A 25,335-nucleotide genomic window follows, 5' to 3' on the forward strand; every position below is an offset into this window, starting at 1 on the left:
ACGAAAAGGGGAGCCATAGCTGCTCCCCTTGAGTTGGTGTACTTGGTGCTGTGCAGGCCGTCGGCGCTAGAACCAGAAGCCGATGATGAAGGAGCCCGCCAGGGTCAGCATGACGTTGGCCACTGCATAGGTGCCGGCATAGCCGAGCGCCGGGATGGAGCTGTTGGCCGCCTCGTTCACCACGTCCATGGCCGGGGCACAGGTGCGGGCCCCCGTGATGGCGCCGAGCAGCAGGGCCGGGTTCATCTTCAGCACCCAGACCCCGAACAGGTAGCCCACCAGCACCGGCAGGGTGGTCACCAGCATGCCGGAGAAGAGCACCACGGCACCGACCTGGCTCAGGTGATCCAGAATGCCGCCACCTGCTTTGAGGCCGGTGCTCACCATGAACACCGCCAGGCCGAGATCCTTGGCCAGACGCAGGGCGCCCGGTGGCACATAGCCGACCGTGGGGTGGTTGGCGCGCAGGTAGCCCATCAGGATCCCCGCCAGCAGCAGGCCGACGGCGTTACCCAGCCCAAATTCGAGCTGGCCGAATACCAGGGAGACGGAGCCTATCAGCAGCCCCAGCACGAAGAAGGTGGTGAAGGCCACCAGATCCGTGGTCTGGCTGTGGATGCTGATGAAGCCAATCTTGTTGGCCAGCAGCTTGACCCGCTGCTTCTCGCCGCTGATCTGCAGCACGTCGCCCTTTTGCAGCATGATGTTGCGATCGAACGGCATCTCGATCTGGGAACGCACCACCCGGTTGAGGAAGCAGCCCTTCTCGGTGAGGTTGAGCTCCACCAGATGGCGACCCACCACCGCATCGTTTTTCACCACTATCTCTTCGGTGACGATCTGCAGGTCAAGCAGGTTGCGGTCGAACACCTCCTTGCCGTTGCGGTAGTTGACGTCGAGCTTCTCGTGGCTCTCGGGGTAGCCCACCAGGGCGATCTCGTCCCCTTCCTGAATGACGGCGTCGCCATCCGGGCTCGCCAGGATGCCGTTGCGGCGGATCCGTTCCACGTAGCAGCCGGTGTGGGGGTAGATGCCGGTCTCGCGCAGGGTACGGCCACCGATCCAGGCCGCCAGCTCCGGGCCGACCCGGTAGGCACGGATGATGGGCAGGTAGGTCTTGCGGCTCTCGTTGTCGGAGAGGCCGCGCTCGCGGGCGATCTTCTGCGCCTCGGTGTTGAGGTCGAGCCGTGCCAGCGAAGGCAGGTAGCGCACCACCAGCATCAGGCCGACCAGCCCCACCAGATAGGTCAGTGCATAGCCGATGCCCATGTTGTCGAGCACCGACTGCATGTCGGTCTGATGGGGCAGGTTGAGCAGGCCGCTGCGCAGGGCATCCTGGGCGCCCACCAGCGCCGGGGTCGAGGTGAGCGAGCCGGCCAGGATGCCGGCGGCCATGCCCGGCCCCAGGTTGAAGAACTTGGCCAGCCCGACGGTGAGGAAGAGGGCGGTCAGCAGGATCACCAGAGTGAGGGTGATGTAGTGGATGCCGTCACGCAGGAAGACGCTGAAGAAGTGCGGCCCCGCTTCGATCCCCACGCAGAAGATGAACAGCATGAAGCCGACGTTCTCCGTGGTGGCGGTGAATTCAAAACCCATCTGGCCGAACAGCAGGGCGGTGAAGAGCACGCCGATGGTGTTGCCGATCTGGAAGTTGCCGAACCTGACTTTACCGAGCAGCAGGCCGAAGGCCAGTACCACGAACAGCAGCAGGGAGTCGCTTTGATGTAGCAGTGTCACAAAATCTATGGTCATGCCCGGAAAAACCGAGGAAAAAAGTGGGGCCGATATTGTGCCGGATCCCTCACCAATAAAGAAGCGTCAAAGGAGGATTAATCGGCACTAACCCGCCACGCTGCCCGCCTGTGTGAGGGAAACTGCGGGGCGGGTCTGGTGATGACCTCTATTTCCCTCTGCCAGCCCCGCTGTCAATTAGTGATTCCTGCTATCTGTGATCCTCGTCTTTCCGCTCTGCTTGAAAATTTATTCTCTGCTGTTTGACAGGGCGCTTTCCTGGTTTTTCAGCACATCTGACTGAAGGGGTAGGCATGAGTCCGGGAGCCGATCGGTGGGTGTCGCAAGGGAGTGACCCATGTTGTGCGGGATGGCGAAAAGATATCTGCAAAAGGCATCTGTCGGCGGCGATGGCAACCCATTCAGGGGGGTGACCAAAAACAGCAGAAAATCAGGTCGTCAGGGAAAAACATCGCCCGTCGCTGGCAATGGCCTGCCAGCCTAGGCCGTCATTGGCTTTGCTCTACTTACCCACAGAATCTGTGGATAACCCTGTTCATGAAACTTGGTGATCAGGCTGTATCCCGCGCCAATACTGGGTTGCAAGGACTGTTCAAAAAATACCTGAGATAAATTGTTTCTATAAAAATCAAATAGTTAGGTGCAGCAGAACAAAACGCTGCCGGGGCGGATGCGGAATCAAAAGGGAGGCGTCACCGCGGGATACGGCTTGTGCATTAAAATTGGCAGAGGAAAGCACTAAAGTGGATAACTTGCACCGAGATGGTGAGGAGATTGGCTCCCCCGACTGGACTTGAACCAGTGACATACGGATTAACAGTCCGCCGTTCTACCGACTGAACTACGGGGGAACATCAGGCAAGGAGGAGCATCATACAGAGGTCGTATTTCGAGGTCAATAGCCGCTTCTTCCGGCAGAGTGGATACCCAGCCCACCCCATCTCGGAGTACACTTCTGCTCTTGCGTTTTTTTGCCGGGAGTCGTCATGAGCAAGTTATTCCAGCTGGCCAGCCAGTTTCAACCCGCCGGGGATCAGCCAAGGGCCATCGCCCAGCTGCTCGATGGCATCGAATCCGGCCTTGCCCATCAGACCCTGCTCGGGGTGACCGGCTCGGGCAAGACCTTCACCATGGCCAACGTCATCGCCACCCTCAATCGCCCTACCATGATCCTGGCTCCCAACAAGACCCTGGCGGCCCAGCTCTATGGCGAGATGAAGGAGTTCTTCCCCGACAACTCGGTGGAGTATTTCGTCTCCTACTACGACTACTACCAGCCGGAAGCCTATGTGCCGACCACCGACACCTTCATCGAGAAGGATGCCTCCATCAACGATCACATCGAGCAGATGCGGCTGTCGGCCACCAAGGCACTGCTGGAGCGCCGCGATGTGGTGATCGTCGCCTCGGTGTCGGCCATCTACGGTCTGGGGGATCCGCAAGCCTACCTCAGCATGATGCTGCACCTGAAAGTGGGGGATCTGATCAATCAGCGGGATATCCTGCGTCGCCTCGCTGAGCTGCAGTACACCCGCAACGACATGGCCTTCCAGCGTGGCACCTTCCGGGTGCGGGGGGAGGTGATCGACATCTACCCCGCCGAATCGGACAAGCTGGCCCTGCGGGTGGAGCTGTTTGACGAGGAGGTGGAGCGCCTCTCCCTGTTCGATCCGCTGACCGGCGCCATCGAGCAGACGGTGGTGCGCTACACCATCTATCCCAAGACCCACTATGCCACCCCGCGCGAGACCATCCTGGGGGCCATCGAGCACATCAAGGAGGAGCTCAAGAGCCGCCGTGAGCAGCTGTTGTCGCTGGGCAAGCTGGTGGAGGAACAACGCATCAGCCAGCGCACCCAGTTCGACATCGAGATGATGCAGGAGCTCGGCTACTGCTCGGGCATCGAAAACTACAGTCGTTACCTCTCCGGTCGCGCGCCCGGCGAGCCGCCGCCCACCCTGTTTGACTATCTGCCGGGGGATGGCCTGCTCATCATCGACGAATCGCACGTCACGGTGCCGCAGATCGGCGCCATGTTCAAAGGGGACAGATCCCGCAAGGAGACCCTGGTGGAGTACGGCTTCCGACTCCCCTCGGCGCTCGACAACCGGCCGCTCAAGTTCGACGAGTTCGAGGCGCTGATGCCGCAGACGGTGTTTGTCTCGGCCACCCCCGGCCCCTACGAGCTGGAGAAGTCCGGCGGCGATGTGGTGCAGCAGGTGGTGCGCCCCACCGGCCTGCTGGACCCCGAGATCGAGGTGCGTCCGGTCACCACCCAGGTGGACGACCTGCTCTCCGAGATCCGCAAACGGGTGGCGGTGGAGGAGCGGGTGCTGGTCACCACCCTCACCAAGCGGATGGCGGAGGATCTGACCGAATACCTGGCGGATCACGAGGTGCGGGTGCGTTATCTGCACTCGGACATCGACACCGTCGAGCGGGTGGAGATCATTCGCGATCTGCGCCTCGGCAAGTTCGACGTGTTGGTGGGGATCAACCTGTTGCGGGAGGGGCTCGATATGCCGGAGGTCTCGCTGGTGGCGATCCTGGATGCGGATAAAGAGGGTTTCCTGCGCTCCACCCGCTCCCTCATCCAGACCATCGGCCGGGCGGCGCGCAACCTCAACGGCAAGGTCATTCTCTACGGGGATACCATCACCAACTCCATGCAGGTGGCGATCGAAGAGACCGAGCGGCGCCGCGCCCTGCAGCATGCCCACAACCAGGAACACGGCATCACCCCGACGGGGCTCAACAAGTCGGTGGGAGATGTGATGGACATGGGAGGCAGTCGCAGTGCGGGCAAGAGCGGGCGGGGCAGTCGCAAGGCCGCCGAGCCGCAAGGGGAGTACCATGCTCGTTCCGTCAGCGAGATCAGCAAGGAGATCAAGCGGATGGAAGAGCAGATGTTCCAGCATGCACGGGATCTGGAGTTCGAGCAGGCGGCAGCGCTGCGGGACCAGATCCAGCGGCTGCGCAACGAGTTGATCGAGAGTTGAGTGCCTTGCCGGGCGCCCGACGCTGGCTGATCTGGCGGCGTTTGCGCCGCCTCTATCGGGGTTTTCGTCACCCCGATACCCCCTGGTGGGCCAGGGGGCTGGTGATCCTGGTCCTGCTCTACGGCATCAGCCCGCTGGATCTCATCCCCGATGTGGTGCCATTTGTTGGCTGGCTCGACGATGCGACCCTGTTGCTGCTCTTGTTGTGGGGTTGGGAGTTATGCCTGCCCGGTGCTGTGAGGGCGGCGCTCGCCGAGCGGGAGTAGGCCGCCTGGGCCGTGCTCGGTGTATCGCCATCTATTTGATGAAAAGTGTCATGCCGGTTGTGTTTGGGCGTGATAAGAAAGAGCATGGTGGGGGAGATTGTGGCGTTCAATGCATTGGCGTAGACTCCACGCCGTTCACTTTATGGGTATGAGAAAATGGATCTGATCCTGTTTGCGATTGATTTTATCCTGCACGTCGACGTGCACTTGAAAGAGCTGTTTGAAAACTATGGGATCTGGGTTTACGCCATCCTGTTTCTGATCATCTTCTGCGAGACCGGACTGGTGGTGACCCCCTTCCTGCCGGGCGACTCCCTGTTGTTCGCCGCCGGTGCGCTCACCGTGGGCAGTGTGCTGGATGTGCATACTCTGGCCGCCGTGCTGATCATCGCCGCGGTACTCGGCAACGTGGTGAACTACACCATAGGTCACTTCTTCGGCGAGCAGCTGTTTCGCAATCCGGACTCCAAGATCTTTCGGCGGGATTATCTGGACAAGACCCATGCTTTCTACGCCAAGCATGGCGGCAAGACCATCATCATCACCCGCTTCCTGCCCATCGTGCGCACCTTCGCGCCCTTCGTGGCGGGCATGGGTGCCATGACCTACCCGCGCTTCCTGGCGTTCAATCTGGTGGGCGGTCTGTTGTGGGTCCTTTCATTCGTCTATGCGGGCCACTTCTTTGGCAATCTGCCGGTGGTGCGTCAGAACTTTACCCTGCTCATCTTCGGCATCATCGGCATTTCGCTGCTGCCCATGGTGATCGGCATGGTGAAGGCCAGAATGAACGCCAGCAAGGCGGCTTCCTGAGCACCCTGCGCCTGGCTGATGAAGCCGAATGATATAAAAAAGAAGGGAGCCACTGGCTCCCTTCTTTTTTGTACTGCTATCGGGCTTAGCTGCAGCAGCGACCCTTGACCAGATTGCCGATGGCCACCACAACGAACACCAGCAGGTAGGCGGCGAAGATGGCCACCAGCCACTGAGGCATGGAGAAGCTCAGGAACTGCCAGGTGACCTCGCTGCAATCGCCATCCGGGTAGAACATCCAGGGGATCCACTGATCCAGCGGCGCCCAGCTCGGGAAGTCGACAAAGCCTTCGCAGACGTTGAAGGGGGAGGGATTGACCTGATAATCCACATGCTTGAGCGCCAGTTTCAGGCCCCAGAAGGCACTGGATCCCCACAACAGCAGAGCGCTCCAGCGCACGTACCATTTCTGCGGCGCCACCATGCCGAGCAGCCCTGCGGTGAGGACTCCCAGCGTGGCGATCCGCTCATAGACGCACATGACGCAGGGATGCAGGCCCAGCACATGCTGGAAGAAGAGGGCGCTCAACTCGAGGAACAGGGCAGAGGCTGCAAGCAGACTCCAGGCCAGGCGATGGGCGGCAATACGGCGCAGAAACTCTATCATCTGGTTGATCTCACAGAAAAAACAGTGGCTGAATTAGAGCAGAGCAGGGGCCAAAAGGAAAGGGCCCGCATGGGCCCGCATGGGCCCGCATGGGCCCTTATGGCATCAATGCAGGGCGGGCAGCGCCGCCGGCGTGACATTGTCGAGCACCAGCCAGCCAGCCTGATAGAACCAGTCGGTGAGCGGCCCGAGCAGTATCTCCACCGAGAAGAAACCCACCAGTCCCAGCACCAGGGTATAGGGCAGTGCCATCCACACCATGCGCCCGTAGGAGAGGCGAAGCAGCGGTGCCAGCGCCGAGGTCAGCATGAACAGGAAGGCGGCCTGGCCGTTGGGAGTGGCCACCGACGGCAGGTTGGTCCCGGTGTTGATGGCCACGGCCAGCAGTTCGAACTGTTCGCGGCTGATGGCATTGTTGAGCAGCGCCGTCTTCACCTCGTTGATGTAGACGGTGCCGACGAAGACGTTGTCACTGACCATGGAGAGCAGGCCGTTGGCCAGATAGAAGAGCGCGAGCTGGGCGTCCGGCTCGGCGGCCAACACCCACTGGATCACCGGCTTGAACAGCTGCTGATCGATGATGACGGCGACCACGCTGAAGAAGACGGCCAGCAGGGCGGTAAAGGGCAGCGCCTCTTGGAATGCCTTGCCGAGGGAGTGCTCCTCGGTGATGCCGGTGAGCGAGGTGGCCAGCACGATGACCGACAGGCCGATGAGGCCCACCGCCGCCAGGTGCATGGCCAGCCCCAGGATCAGCCAGAGGGCGATCGCTGCTTGCACTATGAGCTTGGCCTTGTCCTGGGCGGTACGTCCGGCCTCTTCATAGCGGTTGTAATCCTCCATGATGCGGCGTACTGCGTCCGGCAGCTTGGCGCCGTAGCCGAACCAGCGGCACTTTTCGACCAGAACACAGGTGAGCAGGCCGCAGATGAACACCGGCACCGTGACCGGAGACATGCGAATGGCAAACTCGCCGAAGTTCCAGCCCGCCTGCTCGCCGATGATCAGGTTCTGTGGTTCTCCTACCAGGGTGCAGACACCGCCGAGGGCGGTACCGATGGCGGCATGCATCATCAGGCTGCGCAGGAAGGCGCGAAAGTCGTCCAGATGTTGGCGATTGAGTTCATTGACGGCGTCATCATCGGTGTGATCGTGCGGGTTGCCGAACTCCTTGCCGGAAGAGACCTTGTGATAGATGGCGTAGAAACCGGTGGCGACGCTGATCACCACGGCGATCACGGTGAGGGCGTCGAGGAAGGCTGACAGGAAGGCGGAGACTAGACAAAATGCCAATGAAAGCAGGGTCTTGGAGTGGATCCGGATCAGCAGCTTGGTAAACACATAGAGCAGCAGCTGCTTTATGAAATAGATGCCGGCCACCATGAAGACCAGCAGCAGCAGTACCTCGATATTGGCCACCAGCTCATGTTTTACCTGCTCGGCCGAGGTCATGCCGATCAGCACCGCCTCAATGGCCAGCAGACCGCCGGGTTGCAGCGGGTAGCACTTGAGCGCCATGGCCAGCGTGAAGATGAACTCGACGACCAGCAGCCAGCCGGCGATGAAGGGATCGAGGTAAAAGGCGATCGGGTTGATCAGCAGGAATAGAAGAATAGCGGCCTTGTACCACTGGGGCGCATTGCCCAGAAAGTTTCTGGCAAAGGCTTGCCCTAAGCTGATTGGCATAATAGTGGGTCTCTGTGTTGTGGTTGGTATCTGCGTCTATGCAGTCAAGACAGGCTCGACCAGAACATCCGGATGTTGTCCCTTATCAGATTGATTCCTCATGATTTTAATCAAAAAGAGCATTAACTATAAATAACATAGTCGGCCTTGCCCACGAGATTGGCCGTTTTATCGCCAATCGATGGGGTTGGCTGGCACCCATAGCAGGAATTAATACATATTTTTAACAAAATGCTCTGCTTATGTGAGCAGAGGACCGACCTTCTGCTTGCCAGCCCTCCCTGCTTTGCTATTATTCGTGAGCCTTTTTACGTACTACAACAGAGTCACTACATGGTCATAAAAGCGCAGAGCCCTGCAGGGTTTGCCGAGGAATATATCATCGAGTCCATCTGGAACAATCGCTTTCCTCCAGGATCCATCTTGCCGGCCGAGCGTGAGCTGTCCGAGCTGATTGGCGTGACTCGAACCACCTTGCGTGAAGTGCTGCAGCGTCTGGCCCGTGATGGCTGGCTCACCATTCAGCATGGCAAACCGACCAAGGTGAACAACTTCTGGGAAACCTCGGGCCTCAACATTCTGGAGACCCTGGCCAGGCTGGATCAGGACAAGGTGCCGGATCTGGTGGCTCAGCTGCTGTCGGCGCGCACCAACATCTGCACCATCTTCATTCGTGGCGCGATCCGCAACAATCCGGAGCAAGCCGCCGAGATCCTGCGCGGTGCCGACGCGGTAGAGAACTCCCCGGAAGCGTATGCCGAGTTTGATTATCGCCTGCACCATCAGCTCTCCTTTGCCTCCGGCAATCCGATTTATGCCCTGATCCTCAACGGTTTCAAGGGGCTGTACAGCCGGGTTGGTCGTTACTACTTCTCCGACAAGCAGGCCCGTGAAGCAGCCGATGCCTACTACAAGACCTTGCTGAACCTGGCCGAGACCAAGAATCACGAAGCCGTGTTCATGACGGTACGTCAGTACGGCATCGAGTCAGGCAAGTTGTGGACCCGTCTGCGTCAGGACATGCCGAGCAATCTGTGCGACAACTGATGGTATTCTGATGCAAGAAAAACGCGCCGAATGGCGCGTTTTTTTATGGTGGATGGCTGCTTGCTCAAGCCGGTTTTTTCTCCGGGCAACGCCCGATGATATCGGCAGGCAGTTCACCATTATCCTGTTCCAGCACCACATCGAATCCCCACAACTGGTGCAGATGCTTGAGCACCTCGTGACGGGAGTCCCCCAGCGGGATCCGGTTGTGCGGTACGTAGCGCAGCGTCAGCGAGCGATCTCCCTTCACCGCCACGTTGAATACCTGGATGTTGGGCTCCAGGTTGCTCAGGTTGTATTGGGCCGACAAGGTATTGCGCACCTGGCGGTAACCCTCGTCATTGTGGATGGCGGAGACCTTGAGATAGTTCTTCAGATCGTCGTCATCAATGGCGAACAGCTTCATGTCGCGCATCACCTTGGGGCTGAGGAACTGGCTGATGAAGCTCTCATCCTTGAAGTTCTGCATGGCGAAATGCAGGGTATCGACCCAGTTGCTGCCGGCGTAATCGGGGAACCAGTATCTGTCCTCCTCGGTCGGGTTCTCGCAGATGCGGCGCAGGTCGGTAAACATGGCAAAGCCGAGGGCGTAGGGGTTGATCCCCGAGTAGTAGCGGCTGTTGTAGGGGGGCTGGTAGACCACGTTGGTGTGGCTGTGCAGCACCTCAATCATGAAGCGATCGCTGATCTTTCCCTCGTCATACAGGTGGTTGAGGATGGTGTAGTGCCAGAAGGTGGCCCACCCTTCGTTCATCACCTGAGTCTGCTTTTGCGGATAGAAGTACTGGCTGATCTTGCGCACAATGCGCACTATCTCGCGCTGCCAGGGTTCCAGCAGAGGGGCATTCTTCTCGATGAAGTAGAGAATGTTCTCCTGTGGTTCAGCCGGGTAGCGTCTGTCCTCCACCCCGGAGGCTTTGTGCTGCTTGGGCAGGGTTCGCCACAGCTCGTTGACCTGGGTCTGCAGATAGTCTTCCCGTGCCTTCTGGCGCCGCTTCTCTTCGGCCAGCGAGATCTTCTGGGGCCGCTTGTAGCGATCCACCCCGAAGTTCATCAAGGCATGGCAGGAGTCGAGCAGCTTTTCCACCGCATCGATGCCGTGTTTCTCTTCACATTCGGTGATGTAGTTCTTGGCGAACAGCAGATAGTCGATGATGGAGGAGGCATCGGTCCAGGTCTTGAACAGGTAGTTGTTCTTGAAGAAGGAGTTGTGGCCGTAGCAGGCGTGGGCCATCACCAGTGCCTGCATCGGCATGGTGTTCTCCTCCATTAGATAGGCGATGCAGGGATCCGAGTTGATGACGATCTCGTAGGCCAGCCCCATCTGGCCACGTTTGTAGTTTCGCTCGGTGTGAATGAAGCGCTTGCCGAATGACCAGTGCTGATAACCGATGGGCATGCCGACACTGGAGTAGGCATCCATCATCTGCTCTGCCGTGATCACCTCGATCTGGTTGGGGTAGGTATCCAGTCGATAGAACTTGGCGACCCGGGCTATCTCCTGATGGTAAATGTCCAGCAGGTCGAAGTTCCAGTCCGGGCCATCGTCCAGCGGTGCGACTTTTCTTGCGGTTTCTACCATATGACCTCCCTCACGCCGCTTGCTTCTTGAACAGCTCCCGGAATACCGGATAGATATCCTCTACCTTGCGAATGTGTTCCATCGCGAAGTGGGGGAACTCGCTGGCGACCGATTCATATTCGTGCCACAACGTCTGGTGGGCACGGGTGGTGATCTCGATATAGGAGTAGTACCGCACTCGCGGCATGATGTCCCGCGCCAGGATTTCCCGGCACTGTGGCGAGTCGTCGGCCCAGTTATCGCCATCCGAGGCTTGCGCCGCATAGATGTTCCACTGGTGGGCAGGATAACGCTCGTTGATGATGTCGTTCATCATCTTGAGGGCGCTGGAGACGATGGTGCCGCCGGTTTCCTGGGAGTAGAAGAACTCATGCTCGTCCACCTCCTTGGCCTGGGTATGGTGGCGGATATAGACCACTTCGACGTTTTTGTAGGTCCGGCTAAGGAATAGATAGAGCAGGATGTAGAAGCGCTTGGCCATCTCCTTGGTGGCCTGATCCATGGAACCCGACACGTCCATCAGGCAGAACATCACCGCCTGGCTGGAGGGGACGGGCCGCTTGACGAAGTTGTTGAATTTGAGATCGAAGGTGTCGATAAACGGCACCGCGTCGATCCGTCTTTTCAGCTCCCTGATCTCCTTCTCGAGCTGGGCTATTTCGGCAAAATGTTCGTTGGGATCTGCCGCCAGCAGGGCCAGCCTATCTTCCAGCTCATGCAGCTGGCGTTTCTTGCCGGCCTGCAGCGCCATCCGACGGGCCAGCGAATTTTGCAGTGAACGCACCACGTTGATGTTGGCGGGCACCCCGTTGGAGGTGTAGCCCGCCCGGTAGGTTTTGACTTCCATCAGCTGGTTGAGCTGGGTCTTCTGCAGCCGCGGCAGCTCAAGATCTTCAAACAGCAGATCGAGGTACTCATCCTTGGAGATCTGGAAAACGAAGTCATCCGCCCCTTCTCCCTGGTTGGAAGCCTGCCCTTCGCCAGAGCCTTGACCGCCACCTCCTCCCTTGGGGCGGTCAATCTTGTCGCCGGAGACGAACTGGTCATTGCCGGGATGCACCATCTCCCGTTTGCCGCCTTGCCCCTGATGGAAATGGGGCTCGCCGATATCCTTGGTCGGGATGCTGATGCTCTCGCCTGTGTCTACGTCCTGGATGCTGCGCTTGGAGACAGCATCAGAGACCGCTTGTTTGATCTGCTTCTTGTAGCGGCGGATGAAGCGCTGCCGATTGACAGCGCTTTTGTTTTTGCCGTTGAGCCTGCGGTCGATAAAATGCGCCATAACTCCCCCTTGAACAGTCAGGGTCAGGATGACTTGCGTACCCTGAGATACCATTCGGAGAGCAGTCGCACCTGTTTGCGGGTGTAGCCTTTCTCCATCATCCGTTCGACAAAGTTATCGTGCTTCTTCTGCTCCTCGGCTGAGGTTTTGCTGTTGAAGGAGATAACTGGCAGCAGCTCTTCCGTGTTGGAGAACATCTTCTTCTCGATCACGGTGCGCAGCTTCTCGTAACTGGTCCAGTTGGGGTTACGGCCTGCATTGTTGGCCCGGGCACGCAGCACGAAGTTGACGATTTCGTTGCGGAAATCTTTCGGGTTGCTGATCCCGGCGGGTTTCTCAATCTTCTCCAGCTCGCTGTTGAGCGACGCGCGGTCAAATAGCTGGCCGGTCTCGGGGTCACGGTACTCCTGATCCTGGATCCAGAAATCAGCGTAGGTGACGTAGCGGTCGAAGATGTTCTGACCGTACTCGGAGTAGGACTCAAGGTAGGCGGTCTGGATCTCTTTGCCGATGAACTCCACATAGCGCGGGGTCAGATAGCCCTTGATGAACTCGAGGTAGCGATCATGCAGCTCTTGCGGGAACTGCTCGCGCTCGATCTGCTGCTCCAGCACATAGAAGAGGTGCACCGGGTTGGCTGCCACTTCCGCGTGATCGAAGTTGAACACCCGGGAGAGGATCTTGAACGCGAAGCGGGTCGACAGGCCATTCATCCCTTCATCCACGCCGGCGTAGTCGCGATACTCCTGATAGCTCTTCGCCTTGGGATCCGTGTCTTTGAGGCTTTCACCATCATAGACCCGCATCTTGGAGTAGAGGCTCGAGTTTTCCGGCTCCTTGAGGCGCGACAGCACGGAGAACTGGCCCAGCAGTTCAAGGGTGCCCGGGGCGCACTTGGCATCGGTCAGCTCGCTGTTGACCAGCAGCTTCTCGTAGATCTTCACCTCTTCCGACACGCGCAGGCAGTAAGGCACCTTGACGATGTAGACCCGGTCGAGGAAAGCCTCGTTGTTCTTGTTGTTGCGGAACTGCTGCCACTCGGATTCGTTGGAGTGGGCCAGCAGGATGCCGTCAAAGGGCAGGGCGGAGAGCCCCTCGGTCCCGTTGTAGTTACCCTCCTGGGTGGCGGTCAGCAGCGGGTGCAGCACCTTGATGGGCGCTTTGAACATTTCGACAAACTCCATGATCCCCTGGTTCGCCTTGCACAGCGCGCCCGAGTAGGAGTAAGCGTCGGCATCATCCTGGGCAAAGTGCTCCAGCATGCGGATATCCACCTTGCCGACCAGCGAGGATATGTCCTGGTTGTTGTCATCGCCCGGTTCGGTCTTGGCGATGGCGATCTGGTCGAGGATGGAGGGATTGACCTTCTCCACCTTGAACTTGGTGATGTCGCCACCAAACTCGTGCAGTCGTTTGGCGACCCAGGGGGACATGATGGGGCGCAGATAACGGCGCGGAATGCCGTACTCCTTCTCCAGAATCTCACCATCTTCTTCGATGTCAAAGAGGCAGAAGGGGTGGTCGTTGACCGGTGAGCCCTTGATGCGATAGACAGGCACCTTTTGCATCAGGGATTTGAGTTTCTCTGCCAGCGAGGATTTACCACCGCCAACCGGCCCCAGCAGATAGAGGATCTGCTTCTTCTCTTCCAGGCCCTGAGCCGAGTGCTTGAGATAGGAGACAATCTGTTCGATGGCCTCTTCCATGCCGTAGAAATCTTTGAAGGCGGGATAGCGTGCCACGACGCGGTTGGAGAAAAGGCGACTGAGTCTGGGGTTGACCGAGGTGTCGATCATTTCCGGTTCGCCGATGGCGACCAGCAAACGCTCGGCGGCGGAGGCGTAGCAGGATTTGTCCTGCTTACACATATCCAGAAATTCCTGGATGGTGTATTCCTCTTCCCTGGCTTTCTCATATCGCTGTTGATAATGCTCGAAGATGCCCATAACTTTGCCCTCGTTATAGTCGCTTACCCTGAAAAGAGTGGATCACTACTTTTGTTCTGTTTACCTCATTAAGCCTAGTCAACAGCCCCCAGTAATCCATCACCAACTATTGGTTTAAATTTGCAAGGGTACTTCCCGACCCAATGCGGGAAGGCGCAATCAGTGACACACCTATGTTACTGACTGTTAAATTATTTTTGCCACGATAGTGAGGTAAATGTCAAAGACATAAAAAATAAATGTTTGTCGGAAAATGGAAATGACATCGCGTTTATTTGGGAGACTGGCTGCAGCACAGACGGGGCAAGGGGCAGGGCGTAGACGAGATGAACTGGCATTACGTTTACGTGAGCGGAAAGTGTTTTGTTTGGTGTTTTAGCTCTAATTTTTACATTGACGCTACATTGCGACTGCTCTAGATTGGCCCTGTGTCAGGCAGTCAGCGCTTTAGCAAGAGAGTGGCTGGTTGCTGATACAAAGCTCTGTTTAAGCACGTTTCCGTTGGCTTGACCCTCGCAGATGCGAGGGTCTTATTTTTTTGGGGTCTACCCGATGTTTAAGTCGTTTATCACCTGTTGGTGAGCGGCATAAATGTTGGATACAGCCGCCAGCACATCGGCAAAGGGGTGGGACGCCAGCTGGCCGAATCCAGCCAGGCTTCTGGCCTTGAGTCGGGTGGTGAGCGGGGTGGTGATGCCGCACAGGAAACGCGTCAGGATGCGGGGATCCCGACTGTGACACAGGACTACCAGCGGATCGCACCAGGCTCTGAGCCCCTGTTCATTGGGGAGTGTCCGGCTGGGTAAGGAGGGAAGCTGCGCCACCTCTCCCCGACAGACCGAGCAGTGCCCGCAATGGGTGGGTGCGGCCTGATCGGCAAAGTAGCGGGCCAGCTCCTGGCTCAGGCAACTGCTGGAGGTAAAGAAACCCAGCAATGCCTGCAGACGCGCCAGCTCGCTTTGTTCTTTCTTTTCAAACAGTCCGTGCAGCTGATCGGCCAGCGTTGCTATGTCCAGATCTTGTTGCAGCACCCGATAAACCTCGGTCATCTGCTTGCTCTCCAGCTCGATCCAGCCTTGCTGCTGCAGGTAATCCAGCGCGGCAGCGGCCCGCGACCGCTCCCCCTGATAACCCTGCCAGAGCGCCTCGAAGTCCATGGTGCACCAGCTGCGCGCCTGCGGGGCACTGGCGAACACTTGCTCCAGAAACTGGCGTCGCGCTGGATTGAAACGGGCCAGTATGTCGGCCTTGTCCAGCACGAACTTGAAGCGATACTCGGCAAAATAGCTGTAGGCCGGCGCTATGATGCCCGCCATCTCCAGGTAGACCAGCAGGGTCTTGAGCGGCAGTTGGCGGATATTGGTGTCGTTGGAGAGGCGCAGCAAGCCAAATTCCCACTCGCTGCCGCTTTGCTGCAGGATCTCGAGCAAGGTGACGATGGCTGCTCTGTCCGGGGTGTCGCCATAGACGAAGTTTTCCAGCACCGGCAACTGGCTGCGATTGGCCAGTACCATGCAGCGGGAAGGCAGACCATCCCGGCCGGCGCGGCCTATCTCCTGACTGTAGTTTTCGATGGATTTGGGCAGATCGTAATGGATCACCCGGCGAATATCGGCCTTGTCGATCCCCATGCCGAAGGCGATGGTCGCCACGATGCAGTCCAGCTTGCCGGCCATGAAGTCTTGCTGGATCTGGCTGCGCAGGGTGGCATCGAGCCCTGCGTGATAGGCGCGCGCTCTGATCCCGGCTTGTTGCAAGCGGGCGGCGCACTGCTCTGCGGTGTGTTGCAGGGTGACATAGATGATGGTCGGTGCGGCGGGGTCACGAGCCAGCTCGGCATGCAGCCAGCTATCGCGAGCCTCGTCAGGCAGCGGTACCACGGCCAAGTCCAGGTTGGCGCGATAAAAGCCGGTGACGATGAGCCCCTCATCCTCGATCTCGAATTTGGCCTGCATGTCGGCCATGACCGCCGGGGTGGCGGTGGCCGTCAACAGCAACACCTGCGGGATCTGCAATTCACGGCGGTAATCCGGCAGCTTGAGGTAGTCGGGGCGAAAGTTGTGGCCCCACTCCGAAATGCAGTGGGCCTCGTCCACCACCAGCATCGACAGCGGCACCTGCTGGATGAAACGGCGAAAGCGTTCGTTTTTGAGCCGCTCCACCGAGATCATCAGGATCTTGAGCTGGTCATCGCTGGCCTGCTGCATCACCCGGCGGCTCTCTTCCGGTGTCAGGCTCGAGTCGAGGGTGGCGGCGGCGATCCCTTTGCTGCGAAGGAAGGCGAGCTGATCGTGCATCAGCGCGATCAGCGGCGAGATCACCAGGGTCAGATGGGGCAGGGCAAGCGCCGGCAACTGATAACAGAGGGACTTGCCGGAGCCGGTGGGGAAGATGGCGGCGGCACTCTGGCCGGCCAGTAATCGGCTGATCACCGCCTCCTGTCCCGGTCTTAACCGATCGAAGCCGAAGTGACGGGTCAACAGGGATGAGATCATGGCAGGGCTCCAGCGCAAAAACCGTCATGATACCACCGCCGTGGAGTGTCTGGATGGCCAAGCGAGGGAAAACGGCATCCATTTGAATGCTGTTGATATTGTGTTATCGCATTGTTGTGGTTTTTTTGTGAGGTAAACCGGATATTTTTCAGTGATTATATGGAAAAAAGCGGTTGCAGATGGGATATTCCTTGTCCGCAACCCCGTGTGTTACCGGACAGGCTCAACAGAAGGCTTGCCGGGGCAGATGACGCCAGCCGTGACATGGGTGTCGCCTGGCGTAGCGGTTGCCAACAGGACTAATGATTCACGCACTTCGGTGCTCAGGGACTATTTGATGACACAACAACACCCCCTCGTAAGACTGGTCAACAGTACCAGCCTGGTTAGCCAGATCCTGGTCGGTCTGGTCTTCGGTATCCTCCTTGCCATGTTCATGCCGGAATGGGCCAAAACGGCGGGTCTGCTCGGCAGCCTGTTCGTTGGCGCCCTGAAGGCGGTCGCCCCGCTGCTGGTCTTTGTACTGGTCATGGCGGCGATCATCGGCCACAAGCAGGGCCAGAAGACCAACATGAAACCGATCCTGCTGCTCTATCTGCTGGGTACCTTCCTGGCTGCTGCGGTCGCCGTCGTGGCCAGCTTCCTGTTCCCCTCCAACCTGCATCTGGTGGCCAACAGTGCCGAGATCACCCCGCCGGGCGGCATCACCGAGGTACTGCAGACCCTGCTGTTCAACGTGGTGACCAACCCGGTCAAGGCGCTGCTGGATGCCAACTACATCGGCATTCTGGCCTGGGCCATCGGCCTTGGCATCGCCATGCGCCACGCCAGCGAGGGGACCAAGGCGGTGATCACCGACCTGTCCCACGGCGTCTCCACCATCGTGAAAGCGGTGATCCGCTGCGCGCCGCTCGGCATTCTGGGTCTGGTTGCCTCCACCCTGGCGGAAACCGGTTTTGACGCCCTGTTCGGCTATGCCCAGCTGCTGGTGGTGCTGATCGGCTGCATGCTGTTCATCGCCTTCGTGGTCAACCCGCTGATCGTGTTCTGGAAGATCAAGCGCAACCCCTATCCGCTGGTGCTGACCTGCCTCAAAGAGAGTGGGGTGACCGCCTTCTTTACCCGCAGCTCCGCCGCCAACATCCCGGTCAACATGGCGCTGGCCGAGAAGCTGCGCCTGCCGGAAGACACCTATGCGGTCTCCATCCCGCTGGGTGCCACCATCAACATGGCCGGTGCCGCCATCACCATTACCGTGCTCACCATGGCGGCGGTACACACCCTGGGGATGGAAGTGGATCTGGCGACCGCCATTCTGCTCTCCGTGGTTGCCACCATCAGCGCCTGCGGCGCGTCCGGCGTGGCTGGCGGCTCCCTGCTGCTGATCCCGCTGGCGTGCAGCCTGTTTGGCATCAGCAACGACATCGCCATGCAGGTGGTCGCCGTGGGCTTCATCATCGGGGTACTGCAGGATTCTGCAGAGACTGCCCTGAACAGCTCCACCGACGTGCTGTTCACCGCTGCGGCCTGCATGGCCGAAGATGAAACCCTGCTGGATGCTTCGCCGGTGCCCAACAGCGAAGCCTGATAGTACCGCCTTCACCGCACTGAAAACGCCCTCATTCGAGGGCGTTTTTTATTGTCTGGCGGCTGGTCCGGCCCGCATCTACAGGGGCTGAGGGGAGCAGGCTGAAGTGGATACCGCAGGCACATCAAGAGCCCGGAGGAACGCCTTGCCAGGCAGGCTGCGTGACACCGGCTTGATAAGGCTGCATGGGCTATGGGCCAGCCATTGTCGGTTGCCGTTTGAGGGGGATGACGAGAGAAAAGGGGGGAATCGTCGGGAGGGGGAGCAGGGCCGGTGTTTTGCGAGTGGCGCGTCGGCCAACATGCCTGTGCATGCTCGCCTGCTGGAGAGCCATCATCCGCTGCTGTTGGCATCATAAAAAATGCCAGCCGGTTACCCGGCTGGCATGTTTACTGGCATGGCCGAGTGTCAGCCGAGCAGTTGGTAGAGGATGGCGGAGATGGCCGTCATCCCCATCACAGCCACGAAGCCGTTGCTGATATGGCCCTGATACTTCGCCATGGCCGGCACGCGCTTGATGGCGTACATCGGCATGATGAACAGGATGGTGGCGATGATGGGGCCACCCATCGACTCGATCATGCCGAGGATGGAGGGGTTGATCACCGCAGTACCCCACAGGGTCAGGATGAAGAAGGCGATGATGAACATCTCGACCTTCTTGTGGTTCGGCTCCTTGCCGGACTTGCGCAGGTTCTGGACGATCATCCCCTTCAGGCCTTCACGGGCACCCAGGTAGTGGCCGAAGAAGGAGGAGACGATGGCCACGAATGCCACCAGCGGGCCGAAGTAGGAGATGATGGGGCTCGCGTGCTGGTTGGCCAGGTAGGAGAGCACGGCGATGTTCTGGGACTTGGCTTCTGCCAGCTGTGCCGGGGTCAGGCTCATCACGCAGGAGAAGACGAAGAACATCACGAAGCCGAGCAGGATGGTGGCGGTGCGCTTGAGAATGGCGTCAGACTTCTCGACCGCGTGCTCGCCGTGATCGCGGCGCTGGGCCAGCGAGAAGCTGGAGATGGCCGGGCTGTGGTTGAAGGAGAACACCAGCACTGGAATGGTCAGCCACAGGGTGATGGCAAAGTCCTTGCCGGACGGCATCTGGGAGAGGGCCGCGCCGGTCCAGTCCGGGATCAGGTAGAAGGAGATCCCCACCAGGATGGCGATGAGCGGGTAGACCAGAAACTCGGTCACCTTCAGCATCAGTTTTTCACCGGCCAGCATCACCGACATCATGCCCATGATCAGCACGATGGAGAGGATCCAGCGCGGGGGCGCCGTCATCTGCAACTGGTTGACCATGAAGCTCTCAACCGTGTTGGTGATGCCCACCCCGTAGATCAGCACGATGGGGTAGATGGCGAAGAAGTAGAGCAGGGTGATCAATTTGCCGGCACCCACGCCGAAGTGCTCTTCCACCACTTCCGTGATGTCGGCATCGGGTCTGCTGGAGGAGAGTACGAAGCGGGCGAGGCCGCGGTGTGCCAGGTAGGTCATGGGGCCGACCAGCAGCGCCATCACCACCAGTGGCCAGAAGCCACCCATGCCGGCGTTGATGGGCAAAAACAGAATGCCGGCACCAACGGCGGTGCCGAACAGGCTGATCACCCAGCTGGTGTCTTGCTTGGTCCAACCACGCGATTGGATAGAGCGGGTTCCTTGCTCCTGTGAGGTCGCAACGTCCTGTGCGCCGGTGACAGTATTAGACATGTGTCTCACCCCGAATTGTGGTTTTTATTGAATCGGCGCAAGGATACGGTTTTTTTAATCAAAAATGTTGATCAAATTCACCTTTATGGGGCTCAAACCCGCATTCTTTTGTGGAAATGTGATCGAAAGAAGAATTAATCAATTATTTTTTATAAAAACCTACGTTAGTTTAATGTTAATGCGCGAATGTTGCACAATATTTTGTAGGCAAAATGTTATATGGCAAGTTGCCGAGATAGTTGGCGGATCATGCTGGCGGTGGCACCCCAGATGAAGTGGTGCTGCCAAGGGATCCAGTAGATGGTGTGCAGGTGATCGGCTCTGGGAATGGTGAGCGCGATGTGGTGGCGTGGATCCAGCAGGTGGTTGAGCGGCACCTCAAAAGCCTGGTCGACCTCGTCCCGGCTCAGGGTGAGCTGATAGTCGGCCGTGACCAGCCCCAGCACCGGCAGCACGTCGTATTGGGAGACGGTGTTGAGGGGCGTGAGGGTGCCCAGCACCTCTATCTGGGCAGGGACTATGCCGAGCTCTTCCTGGGTTTCCCGCAGCGCCGTGTGGATCAAGTCCCGGTCGTCCGGATCCTGCCTGCCGCCGGGGAAGCTTATCTGCCCTGCGTGGTGGCGCAGGTGCGGGCTGCGCCGGGTCAGCAGCAGTTGCAGGCCATCGGCCCGCTCGACCAGCGGCAGCAGCACGGCGGCGGGCTTGAGCCCGGCCACCGTCAACCGGTGGGCGGGGGCAGGGCGTTGTAATAAAAAGCGGGTCAGCAGTTCGGCACGTTCCATCTCGATTCTTCTTCGCTCCAGTTGCTGTGATCCATTTTGTCAGGTTTTCAACGCAGTGTGTCCAGCAGCGGCAGAATGCGGGCCACCTTGTCATAGGTTTCCTGATATTCGTCGTCCACGTCGGAGTCGGCAATGACGCCGCCACCGGCCCAGCAGTGGAGTTGGCCCTGTGCGGCGATCAGGGTGCGGATGCAGATGCTGGTATCCATCCGGCCATGCTGGCTCAGATAGCCGATGCTGCCGCAGTAGGCGTTGCGCCGCTGGGGCTCCAGCTCTTCGATGATCTCCATGGCCCGGATCTTGGGGGCACCGGTGATGGAGCCGCCGGGGAAACAGGCGCGCAGCAGGTCCACCGCCTGCCACTGCGCATCCAGCTCGCCGTGGATGGTGGAGACCAGGTGATGCACCGCCGGAAAGGACTCTACCGCAAACAGACTGGGTGCGCTGACCGAGCCGGGCCGACTCACCCGGCCGATGTCGTTGCGCAGCAGATCCACGATCATCAGATTTTCCGATCTGTCTTTGTCGGCGCTAGCGAGCTCCAGGGCACTGGCCTGATCCAGCGCTGGGTCGGCCAGTCGCGGACGGGTGCCCTTGATGGGCTTGGTCTCGATATGGCGCTGGTCGAGCAACAGGAAACGCTCGGGGGAGAGGCTCAATATGGCGCCCTGCGGCAAGCGCAGGAAGGCCGAGAAGGGGGCGCGGTTGGCTTGTGACAGCGCCTGATAGGCCTGCCACTCGTCGCCCCGATAGGGCGCGCTGAAGCGCTGGGTCAGGTTGATCTGATAGCAGTCCCCGGCGGCCAGATAGGCCTGGACCTTGGCAAACTTGTCACCGTATTGCGCGCGGCTCATGTTGCTCTGCCATTTTCCCTGCAAGGCAAAGGGCTCAGTGGCGGTTGCCTGCTGCGCCTCAAGCCATTGCAGGCGGCGGGCAAGGCCGGCCTCATCGCCCCAGTGCACCAGCTGCCACTGGCCCGTTGCCACGTCCCGCAGCAGGGCCCAGTCATAGATGCCGACTGCCATGTCCGGGATGGTCACGTCACGGGCGGCCAGGCTCGGCAGACGCTCGAAACGGCGGCCCAGATCATAGCCAAACAGGCCGAGAGCACCGCCGATGAAGGGCAGGGGGGTCGCTTGACTGATGACCTCTCCCAGCAGGGCGTGTTGGCGTTGGGCCAGCAGCATCAACGGATCATCTTCACGGGATTCGTGTTGATCTCCCTGCGCGATGCGGGTCAGCGCTCCCTCGGTCTGCAAAGTGGCCAGCGGATCGGCGGTGATGATGTCAAAGCGGTTGTCTGCTCCCAGCGGGCCGGCGGATTCCAGCAACATGGCCCAGGGCAGATGATGAAGGCGTGCGAACAGGGCATGGAGCGCCGTCTGGTGATCAAAATGGTGGATATGCAGCGTTGGTTTCATTTTTTGTTACACAGGCAACAGTTTACAGCCTGCTCCCTAGCCGGTACGGGGGTGGCAAGCGTATCATAGCCGCCGGAGTTTTTAGAAAAAACACGCCGTTGTCTTATCGGGCCGACAGGCAAGCCGCCTGGCACCACCCCACCGAAGCACGGCTCATATGGAAGCCCTTGCTCTGCATCGAGCCGGAGACAAGGACCAGTGAGGATGATATGAGCATCATTAAAAAACAGGATTTTATCGATTCCATCGCCGACGCCCTGCAGTACATCTCCTACTACCACCCCCTCGATTTCGTGCAGGCCGCCAAGGCTGCCTATGACCGCGAGATCAACCCGGCCGCCAAGGATGCCCTGGCCCAGATCCTGATCAACTCCCGCATGTCTGCCGAAGGGCATCGCCCCTTGTGTCAGGATACCGGCATCGTCACCTGCTTCGTCAAGATCGGCATGCAGGTGCAATGGGACAGCGACATGACGGTGCAGGAGATGGTGGACGAGGGCACCCGCCGTGCCTACACCAATCCGGACAACCCGCTGCGCGCCTCCGTACTGGCCGACCCCGCTGGCAGTCGCAAGAACACCAAGGACAATGCCCCGGCCGTGGTGCACATCGACATGATCCCGGGTGACAAGGTGGAAGTGAGCATCGCGGCCAAGGGCGGCGGCTCCGAGAACAAGTCCAAGATGGTGATGCTCAACCCCTCCGACGACGTGGTGGAGTGGGTGCTCAAAACTGTGCCGACCATGGGCGCCGGCTGGTGTCCACCGGGCATGCTGGGGATCGGCATCGGTGGTACCGCCGAGAAGGCGGCTGTACTGGCCAAAGAGGCCTTGATGGAGCATATCGACATCCAGGAGCTGATCGCCCGTGGTCCGGAGACCACCGAAGAGAAGCTGCGGGTCGAGCTCTACGACAAGGTCAACAAGCTGGGGATCGGTGCCCAGGGCCTCGGCGGTCTCACTACCGTGCTGGATGTGAAGGTGAAATCTGCGCCGACCCACGCGGCCTCCAAGCCGGTGGTGATGATCCCCAACTGCGCGGCGACCCGTCACGTGCACTTCGAACTGGATGGCTCCGGCCCGGCCGAGCTGACCCCGCCGAAGCTGGAAGATTGGCCGGAGATCACCCGCTCGGCTGGCGGCAACGTGCGCCGTGTCAATGTCGACGGCATCACCAAGGCAGAGCTTGCCAGCTGGAAGAGCGGGGATACTGTGCTGCTCTCCGGCAAGATCCTGACCGGTCGCGATGCCGCTCACAAACGCATTGCCGACATGCTGAAAAAAGGCGAGGGGCTGCCGGAAGGGGTCGATTTCACCAACCGCTTCATCTATTACGTCGGCCCGGTCGATGCCGTGCGTGACGAGGTGGTCGGCCCGGCCGGCCCGACTACCTCCACCCGGATGGACAAGTTCACCGACATGATGCTGGGAGAAACCGGCCTTATCGGCATGATCGGCAAATCTGAGCGAGGCCCCAAGACGGTCGAGAGCATCAAGCAGCACCAGGCTGTCTATCTGATGGCCGTCGGCGGTGCCGCCTATCTGGTGGCCAAGGCTATCAAGAAGGCGCGGGTAGTGGCCTTTGCCGACCTGGGTATGGAAGCCATCTATGAGTTCGAGGTGGAAGACATGCCGGTGACCGTGGCGGTCGACTCTCAGGGCAACAATATCCATGAGACAGGCCCGGCTTACTGGTCTGCCAAGATTGCCGAGCTCGACGGCAAACTGGCGTGAGCGAAAGCTGTTTGATGGCTGTTCACTCACGGTTTGGAGGCTTGTCTCGAGGCTCAGCGTGAAGGGACGTGGCGTGTGACAGCCATGGATATCACCGTCATACAGCTACCGTCATAACAGACAGAACGAAGGCGACCCCAGGGTCGCCTTCTCTTTTGGCCTGCGTGCAGTCGACTGAGTCATACCAACTGTCAACAGTGCTCACTGTGAGGTGCTCTACGCCTTGCTTGCAATGCCGGCTTCCACTTCCGTCTGTCGGCAGGCACTTGCCGCTGTTGTCTGATGGCTGCATGGCTCTTGTCACTCAGTGATTGCTGGACTGTTCAGCGCTCAACGAAAAGCCCGTTCAACTCATCAACCAATCCTGCAAGGTATCTCCTCGCACTCTTGGTACTTGTCAGTGGTTGAGATAGACATCCTGCCCGCCATAGACCAGTGAGCCACTGTGGACGGGAGAGGATGCGGCCGGCTCGAAGAAACGGGTCAGAACCCCGCAGCGTTGTCCCAACTTGCTCAACTTGGCGCGGTCCAGCATGACCTGCTCTGGCAGCCAGGTCAGCACAGCGGCGCAGCGGCCGTTGCCCAGACTCTGTTCCAGCGTACGCTGCCAGTTTTTGATCTTGGGGCTGTGCACCACCAACACCCTAGCGGGATTGATCCCCTGTGCCTGCAGCTGCTTGGCTACTGGCAGGCCGGGTGGCGCAATCAACAGGATCCAGCCGGTATCGCCATGGCTCAATCTCACCAGCTCATCAAGCAGCGGGGCTTCATGGGCAATCGTTGCGCTATAACGCTCATCATCCATGTTGCCTTGATGCCGGGTGGGCCAGGGATTGCTCATACCGGCTGAGGTGGTGATCGGGTACTGACTCATGGGCTGGCTCATATGTTTGTCCTGTATGAATAACCATGCTGTATGCGCATACAGTAGTTGCTGTTGGTGCCAGTGACAAGCCATTTGTGCTCTAAAATGTGATCTAATTGGCAGTGATTGAATCTATATTATTGATTGTAAAGGTTATTTATTTGATGTTGGCGGTGGGTGTTTTTTAGCCTATGGACAAAGCAGGAGGGGACGCCCATGGTTATACAGTATGTCTTGCACAGAGGAGAGATGAGATGGACGTCAGCACCTTGCAACGACTGGATGCCAATATCCTGCTCGGGATCATCAATGAGAAGCTGCGGCTGGAGTGTGACGGGCTGGAAGAGTTGTTGGCCTACTACGACATGACGGAAGATCAGCTGGCTACCCGCTTATTGCAGATAGGCTATCACTATGACCCCATGAGCAACCAGTTCAAAGCCCATGGTTGACCCGCAGAAATCAACCGCACAGCCTCGGCCTTTGCTTTTCATGAACAGCGCACATTGAAATCGTTTTCAATGTGCGCTGAATTTTCAGTTATTTTCAAGGATTTTCAGCACTTGGCAATCATTGAAAACCTATTCACGTATTTATATTTTTATGCTGAGATTAACTGTATGATTTTTAATGAAATTAAAGATTCATAATGGCAGGTTTCAGGAAAGGGTTTTCAAGCTTGAACTGTCATTTTTATGCGTTAAAGTGTGACTTGCGTTAACTTTTAAACCAGCGGCTTTAGCTAGTATGCCCACGCCGGAACATAT

General features: G+C 58.8%; 18 protein-coding genes and 1 tRNA gene. 7 read left to right on the plus strand and 12 right to left on the minus strand.

Annotated features, from left to right (window positions below; translation table 11 throughout):
• Positions 1-66: 66 nt before the first annotated feature.
• Both PG881_RS08140 and PG881_RS08145 read right to left on the minus strand, forming a co-directional pair.
• Positions 67-1,752, minus strand: a complete 1,686-nt coding sequence (locus PG881_RS08140) for an aspartate:alanine antiporter (protein ID WP_011706282.1) — start codon at positions 1,750-1,752, stop codon at positions 67-69.
• Positions 1,753-2,527: 775 nt separating this feature from the next.
• Positions 2,528-2,603, minus strand: a tRNA-Asn gene (locus tag PG881_RS08145).
• Between the two features lie 135 nt (positions 2,604-2,738).
• On the opposite strand from PG881_RS08145, the gene uvrB reads away from it, so the two are divergent.
• The 3 genes from uvrB (at position 2,739) to PG881_RS08160 (ending at position 5,827) form a co-directional block, all read left to right on the plus strand.
• Positions 2,739-4,751 carry an excinuclease ABC subunit UvrB gene (gene uvrB, locus PG881_RS08150; protein WP_270799192.1) on the plus strand — a complete coding sequence of 671 codons (2,013 nt, stop codon included), beginning with the start codon at positions 2,739-2,741 and terminating at the stop codon, positions 4,749-4,751.
• Positions 4,748-5,017, plus strand: coding sequence for a YkvA family protein (locus tag PG881_RS08155; RefSeq protein WP_011706280.1), 270 nt, complete (start codon positions 4,748-4,750; stop codon positions 5,015-5,017). Before uvrB ends, PG881_RS08155 begins: the two co-directional genes overlap by 4 nt.
• A 156-nt stretch (positions 5,018-5,173) precedes the next feature.
• The gene (locus PG881_RS08160; RefSeq protein WP_011706279.1) at positions 5,174-5,827 is read left to right on the plus strand and encodes a DedA family protein; all 654 of its coding nucleotides are present in this window, start codon (positions 5,174-5,176) and stop codon (positions 5,825-5,827) included.
• 85 nt (positions 5,828-5,912) lie between these two features.
• Here the strand turns inward: PG881_RS08160 and dsbB are convergent, their stop codons facing one another.
• Positions 5,913-6,434, minus strand: a complete 522-nt coding sequence (gene dsbB / locus PG881_RS08165) for a disulfide bond formation protein DsbB (protein ID WP_016350563.1) — start codon at positions 6,432-6,434, stop codon at positions 5,913-5,915.
• A 105-nt stretch (positions 6,435-6,539) separates the two neighbouring features.
• Positions 6,540-8,120 (minus strand): Na(+)/H(+) antiporter NhaB, encoded by a 1,581-nt coding sequence (gene nhaB, locus PG881_RS08170; protein WP_270799195.1) that lies wholly within the window; start codon positions 8,118-8,120, stop codon positions 6,540-6,542.
• A 333-nt stretch (positions 8,121-8,453) separates the two neighbouring features.
• On the opposite strand from nhaB, the gene fadR reads away from it, so the two are divergent.
• Entirely contained in the window at positions 8,454-9,167 is a 714-nt protein-coding gene (gene fadR / locus PG881_RS08175; protein WP_016350565.1) for a fatty acid metabolism transcriptional regulator FadR, read from the plus strand.
• Between the two features lie 64 nt (positions 9,168-9,231).
• Here the strand turns inward: fadR and PG881_RS08180 are convergent, their stop codons facing one another.
• The 4 genes from PG881_RS08180 to PG881_RS08195 all read right to left on the minus strand — a co-directional run bounded on the left by PG881_RS08180 (position 9,232) and on the right by PG881_RS08195 (position 16,472).
• The gene (locus PG881_RS08180) at positions 9,232-10,749 is read right to left on the minus strand and encodes a SpoVR family protein (protein WP_011706275.1); all 1,518 of its coding nucleotides are present in this window, start codon (positions 10,747-10,749) and stop codon (positions 9,232-9,234) included.
• A gap of 10 nt (positions 10,750-10,759) precedes the next feature.
• Positions 10,760-12,031, minus strand: a complete 1,272-nt coding sequence (locus PG881_RS08185; protein ID WP_016350566.1) for a YeaH/YhbH family protein — start codon at positions 12,029-12,031, stop codon at positions 10,760-10,762.
• Positions 12,032-12,054: 23 nt separating this feature from the next.
• A complete protein-coding gene (locus tag PG881_RS08190; RefSeq protein ID WP_011706273.1) occupies positions 12,055-13,977 on the minus strand; it encodes a PrkA family serine protein kinase in 1,923 nt (640 codons plus the stop codon).
• A 545-nt stretch (positions 13,978-14,522) separates the two neighbouring features.
• The gene (locus PG881_RS08195; RefSeq protein ID WP_270799197.1) at positions 14,523-16,472 is read right to left on the minus strand and encodes a RecQ family ATP-dependent DNA helicase; all 1,950 of its coding nucleotides are present in this window, start codon (positions 16,470-16,472) and stop codon (positions 14,523-14,525) included.
• Between the two features lie 337 nt (positions 16,473-16,809).
• Here PG881_RS08195 and sstT point away from each other — a divergent pair, with 337 nt between their 5' ends.
• Positions 16,810-18,060 carry a serine/threonine transporter SstT gene (sstT, locus tag PG881_RS08200; RefSeq protein ID WP_029303148.1) on the plus strand — a complete coding sequence of 417 codons (1,251 nt, stop codon included), beginning with the start codon at positions 16,810-16,812 and terminating at the stop codon, positions 18,058-18,060.
• A gap of 408 nt (positions 18,061-18,468) precedes the next feature.
• Here the strand turns inward: sstT and PG881_RS08205 are convergent, their stop codons facing one another.
• The 3 genes from PG881_RS08205 to pabB form a co-directional block, all read right to left on the minus strand.
• The gene (locus tag PG881_RS08205; protein WP_270799200.1) at positions 18,469-19,767 is read right to left on the minus strand and encodes a serine/threonine transporter; all 1,299 of its coding nucleotides are present in this window, start codon (positions 19,765-19,767) and stop codon (positions 18,469-18,471) included.
• A gap of 215 nt (positions 19,768-19,982) precedes the next feature.
• Positions 19,983-20,549, minus strand: coding sequence for a CoA pyrophosphatase (locus PG881_RS08210; RefSeq protein ID WP_011706269.1), 567 nt, complete (start codon positions 20,547-20,549; stop codon positions 19,983-19,985).
• 47 nt (positions 20,550-20,596) lie between these two features.
• Positions 20,597-21,883, minus strand: coding sequence for an aminodeoxychorismate synthase component I (gene pabB, locus PG881_RS08215; RefSeq protein WP_270799256.1), 1,287 nt, complete (start codon positions 21,881-21,883; stop codon positions 20,597-20,599).
• A 296-nt stretch (positions 21,884-22,179) separates the two neighbouring features.
• Here pabB and PG881_RS08220 point away from each other — a divergent pair, with 296 nt between their 5' ends.
• Positions 22,180-23,703 carry a fumarate hydratase gene (locus PG881_RS08220; protein WP_024944465.1) on the plus strand — a complete coding sequence of 508 codons (1,524 nt, stop codon included), beginning with the start codon at positions 22,180-22,182 and terminating at the stop codon, positions 23,701-23,703.
• Between the two features lie 397 nt (positions 23,704-24,100).
• On the opposite strand, the gene PG881_RS08225 is transcribed toward PG881_RS08220, so the two are convergent.
• Positions 24,101-24,589: a cell division inhibitor gene (locus tag PG881_RS08225; RefSeq protein WP_167825033.1), complete on the minus strand. Its 489-nt coding sequence runs from the start codon at positions 24,587-24,589 to the stop codon at positions 24,101-24,103.
• Between the two features lie 233 nt (positions 24,590-24,822).
• Between PG881_RS08225 and PG881_RS08230 the strand changes: the two genes are divergently transcribed.
• Entirely contained in the window at positions 24,823-25,020 is a 198-nt protein-coding gene (locus tag PG881_RS08230) for a DUF4250 domain-containing protein (RefSeq protein WP_005300391.1), read from the plus strand.
• Positions 25,021-25,335: the final 315 nt, after the last annotated feature.

This window comes from Aeromonas sp. QDB54 (genome assembly GCF_027707385.1).
Classification (GTDB): Bacteria; Pseudomonadota; Gammaproteobacteria; order Enterobacterales; family Aeromonadaceae; genus Aeromonas; species Aeromonas hydrophila.